1 protein-coding gene, 2 tRNA genes and 3 rRNA genes are annotated in these 4,904 nt (G+C 55.0%); all 6 read right to left on the reverse strand.

The genetic code is table 11. The annotated features are described in order from the left end of the window. On the reverse strand, positions 1–377 hold a 377-nt coding region (locus NMQ14_RS19555; RefSeq protein WP_257098506.1), incomplete at its 3' end, for a ThiF family adenylyltransferase. Positions 378–502: 125 nt separating this feature from the next. Next, positions 503–616: ribosomal RNA gene (gene rrf / locus NMQ14_RS19560) — 5S ribosomal RNA — on the reverse strand. Positions 617–734: 118 nt separating this feature from the next. Then, positions 735–3,622: ribosomal RNA gene (locus tag NMQ14_RS19565) — 23S ribosomal RNA — on the reverse strand. 300 nt (positions 3,623–3,922) lie between these two features. Next, positions 3,923–3,998, reverse strand: a tRNA-Ala gene (locus NMQ14_RS19570). Positions 3,999–4,027: 29 nt separating this feature from the next. Further along, positions 4,028–4,104, reverse strand: a tRNA-Ile gene (locus NMQ14_RS19575). Between the two features lie 126 nt (positions 4,105–4,230). Further along, positions 4,231–4,904, reverse strand: a 16S ribosomal RNA gene (locus NMQ14_RS19580); the annotation flags it as partial.

Genomic DNA, 4,904 nt, shown 5'->3' on the forward strand with positions numbered 1-4,904 from the left:
ACTGCGTTGTACTGGTCGCCAAGGACCTCGGCGACATTTTCTGGCGTCACGAAGTCCTCGATTGACGTTACAACGCATGCTGGATTGATGATGGCGATGCGTTGCGCCATCGCTTCGGTCTTGGCCATGCCGAGTGTGGGCACGAGCGCTTGAATCTGTCGGTTGATGTTCGACTCGGCCACGTGGTCGAGATCGGCAATTGCGATGCGGCCAACGCCACTTCTTGCGAGCGCTTCGGTTGCCCAGGATCCGACGCCGCCAACGCCGACCACGAGTACGGCTGCTCGGTCGAGTGCCCCGTGCGCGCCCAGCCCGTACAGGCGATCAACTCCGGAGAAGGCGCGCGGCGTTGCTGGGTCGTCGTGTGTCGATTTCATGGGGGCACCCCGGTTAAGGCGCCGAAATTGGCGTTGTGATATGGATTGCGTCGTGTGGGATTGGAAACACGAACGCCCGATCACATTGGGATGTGATCGGGCGTTTTGTGTTGATGCGTAGGGTAGCCTGGCACTGACCTACTTTCGCGAGCGTAGTACTCACTATCATTGGCGCGGCTGCGTTTCACGGTCCTGTTCGGGATGGGAAGGGGTGGTTCCACAGCGCTATGTGCACCAGGCTGAAGCTTGTCATGGAGGGGTTTTGGCCCGCCATGTGGAAGAAGTAAAGGATGGTGTGATTGTGCGCGAGGCACTTTTGAATTTTGAGTATAGCCGCGGTGTTGAGCACACGGTTATAGGGTCAAGCCGCACGGGCAATTAGTACTGGTTAGCTTAATGCATTACTGCACTTCCACACCCAGCCTATCAACGTGGTGGTCTTCCACGACCCTTCAGGGGGATCGAGTCCCCGGGAAGTCTCATCTTGAGGCGAGTTTCGCGCTTAGATGCTTTCAGCGCTTATCTCTTCCCTACTTAGCTACCCGGCGATGCCACTGGCGTGACAACCGGTACACCAGAGGTAAGTCCACTCCGGTCCTCTCGTACTAGGAGCAGGTCCCCTCAAACTTCCAGCGCCCACGGCAGATAGGGACCAAACTGTCTCACGACGTTTTAAACCCAGCTCACGTACCACTTTAAATGGCGAACAGCCATACCCTTGGGACCGGCTACAGCCCCAGGATGTGATGAGCCGACATCGAGGTGCCAAACTCCGCCGTCGATGTGAACTCTTGGGCGGAATCAGCCTGTTATCCCCAGAGTACCTTTTGTCCGTTGAGCGATGGCCCTTCCATACAGAACCACCGGATCACTATGTCCTGCTTTCGCACCTGCTCGACGTGTCAGTCTCGCAGTCAAGCTCGCTTTTGCCATTGCACTTTAGGTACGATGTCCGACCGTACCAAGCGAACCTTCGAACTCCTCCGTTACCTTTTAGGAGGAGACCGCCCCAGTCAAACTGCCTGCCATGCACGGTCCCCGATCCGGATTCACGGACCTAGGTTAGAACCTCAACGACACCAGGGTGGTATTTCAAGGTTGGCTCCACGTGATCTGGCGACCACGTCTCACTGCCTCCCACCTATCCTACACAAGTCCCGTCAAAGTCCAATGCAAAGCTACAGTAAAGGTTCATGGGGTCTTTCCGTCTAGCCGCGGGGAGATTGCATCTTCACAAACATTTCAACTTCGCTGAGTCCCAGGAGGAGACAGTGTGGCCATCGTTACGCCATTCGTGCAGGTCGGAACTTACCCGACAAGGAATTTCGCTACCTTAGGACCGTTATAGTTACGGCCGCCGTTTACCGGGGCTTCGATCAAGAGCTTGCACCCCATCACTTAACCTTCCGGCACCGGGCAGGCGTCACACCCTATACGTCCACTTTCGTGTTTGCAGAGTGCTGTGTTTTTATTAAACAGTCGCAGCCACCGATTCTCTGCGACCCCTTTCCGCTCCGTCCGCGAGGGACTTCACGTACGAGGGGCATACCTTCTCCCGAAGTTACGGTATCAATTTGCCGAGTTCCTTCTCCTGGGTTCTCTCAAGCGCCTGAGAATTTTCATCCTGCCCACCTGTGTCGGTTTGCGGTACGGTCACTCCATGACTGAAGCTTAGAGGCTTTTCTTGGAAGCGTGGTATCTAGCACTTCGGACCACGTGGGTCCTCGTCATCACATCTCGGCTAAGCCGCGCGGATTTGCCTACGCAGCACGCCTACCTGCTTAAACCGGGACTTCCAACACCCGGCTGCTATAACCTTCTCCGTCCCCCCATCGCATCATGGACTGGTACAGGAATATTGACCTGTTTCCCATCGACTACGCCTTTCGGCCTCGCCTTAGGAGCCGACTCACCCTACGCCGATGAACGTTGCGTAGGAAACCTTGGGCTTTCGGCGAGCGGGCCTTTCACCCGCTTTATCGCTACTCATGTCAGCATTCGCACTTCTGATATCTCCAGCATCCGTTACCAGACACCTTCGCAGACTTACAGAACGCTCCCCTACCATATGTCTTACGACATATCCGCAGCTTCGGCTCGTGGCTTGAGCCCCGTTACATCTTCCGCGCAGGACGACTCGACCAGTGAGCTATTACGCTTTCTTTAAAGGATGGCTGCTTCTAAGCCAACCTCCTGGCTGTCTATGCCTTCCCACCTCGTTTTCCACTTAGCCACGCATTGGGGGCCTTAGCTGGCGGTCTGGGTTGTTTCCCTCTTGACGATGGACGTTAGCACCCACCGTCTGTCTCCCATGCTCGCACTTCTCGGTATTCGGAGTTTGCTATGGCGGGGTAGATCGCAATGACCCCCCCAACCATTACAGTGCTCTACCCCCGAGAGTGATACATGAGGCACTACCTAAATAGTTTTCGGGGAGAACCAGCTATTTCCAAGTTTGTTTAGCCTTTCACCCCTATCCACAGCTCATCCCCTAATTTTTCAACATTAGTGGGTTCGGACCTCCAGTACCTGTTACGGCACCTTCATCCTGGCCATGGATAGATCACTTGGTTTCGGGTCTACGTCCAGCAACTGAATCGCCCTATTCAGACTCGCTTTCGCTACGCCTCCCCTATTCGGTTAAGCTCGCTACTGAACGTAAGTCGCTGACCCATTATACAAAAGGTACGCAGTCACCCCTTGCGAGGCTCCCACTGTTTGTATGCATGCGGTTTCAGGATCTATTTCACTCCCCTCCCGGGGTTCTTTTCGCCTTTCCCTCACGGTACTGGTTCACTATCGGTCGATCACGAGTATTTAGCCTTGGAGGATGGTCCCCCCATCTTCAAACAGGATTTCACGTGTCCCGCCCTACTTGTCGCACGCTCAGACCCGCCACTTACTTTTCACATACGGGACTATCACCCTGTATCGTCGGACTTTCCAGACCGTTTTGTTAAGTAAATGGTTTAGTCGTGCAGGCTACTCCCAGTTCGCTCGCCACTACTTTGGGAATCTCGGTTGATTTCTGTTCCTCGAGCTACTTAGATGTTTCAGTTCGCTCGGTTCGCTTCCGCTGACCTATGTATTCAGTCAGGGATGACCCTTGCGGGCCGGGTTTCCCCATTCGGACATCGGGGGATCAAAGCTCCATTGCCAGCTCCCCCCCGCTTTTCGCAGGCTTGCACGTCCTTCATCGCCTGTGATCGCCAAGGCATCCACCACATGCACTTATTCACTTGACCCTATAACGCTGTGCTCGACTTGCGTCTCGCTCCACGTTACAGATCATTCTCAAGCGCTCGCGCTATCAATCCCGCCGCTGGTTCAAAGTGGCGGGACGATGCAATCACTACCCATGAGATGCCGACGCGGTTGAAACGCCGGCATCCCTTTACTTCTTCCAAATTTTTAAAGATCAAAGTTCCATGCACCCTTGCGGGTGAGGTCTGGACAGTATTCCTACAGCCCACGCCTCACACTCAAACGCACATCAAGCAACAACAGACACTGACCAGCCGACAACTGTTTGACCAACCAGTTGGTGGTGGAGGATGACGGGATCGAACCGACGACCCCCTGCTTGCAAAGCAGGTGCTCTCCCAGCTGAGCTAATCCCCCATTACCGCACAGTACTTCTGCAGGCAATCTGGTGGGTCTGGTTGGGTTCGAACCAACGACCCCCGCCTTATCAAGACGGTGCTCTAACCAGCTGAGCTACAGACCCGGTAATCCCAGGGTCGGGTGCTCACACTGCGAACTCATTACGATTTCCCGTAACTTGCCCGAGCTCCTTGCCCTTGTTGCTTGAAACAGCCGATAGGTTGTGGACACGACACGATTGTGACTCTAGAAAGGAGGTGATCCAGCCGCACCTTCCGATACGGCTACCTTGTTACGACTTCACCCCAGTCATGAATCTCACCGTGGCGACCGCCCCCCTTGCGGTTAGGCTAGCCTCTTCTGGTGAAACCCACTCCCATGGTGTGACGGGCGGTGTGTACAAGACCCGGGAACGTATTCACCGCGGCATGCTGATCCGCGATTACTAGCGATTCCGACTTCACGCAGTCGAGTTGCAGACTGCGATCCGGACTACGATCGGCTTTCTGGGATTGGCTCCACCTCGCGGCTTGGCAACCCTCTGTACCGACCATTGTATGACGTGTGAAGCCCTACCCATAAGGGCCATGAGGACTTGACGTCATCCCCACCTTCCTCCGGTTTGTCACCGGCAGTCTCATTAGAGTGCTCTTGCGTAGCAACTAATGACAAGGGTTGCGCTCGTTGCGGGACTTAACCCAACATCTCACGACACGAGCTGACGACAGCCATGCAGCACCTGTGTTACGGCTCTCTTTCGAGCACCCCCACCTCTCAGCAGGGTTCCGTACATGTCAAGGGTAGGTAAGGTTTTTCGCGTTGCATCGAATTAATCCACATCATCCACCGCTTGTGCGGGTCCCCGTCAATTCCTTTGAGTTTTAATCTTGCGACCGTACTCCCCAGGCGGTCGACTTCACGCGT

Source organism: Methyloversatilis sp. XJ19-13 (assembly GCF_024580155.1).
Lineage (GTDB): Bacteria > Pseudomonadota > Gammaproteobacteria > Burkholderiales > Rhodocyclaceae > Methyloversatilis.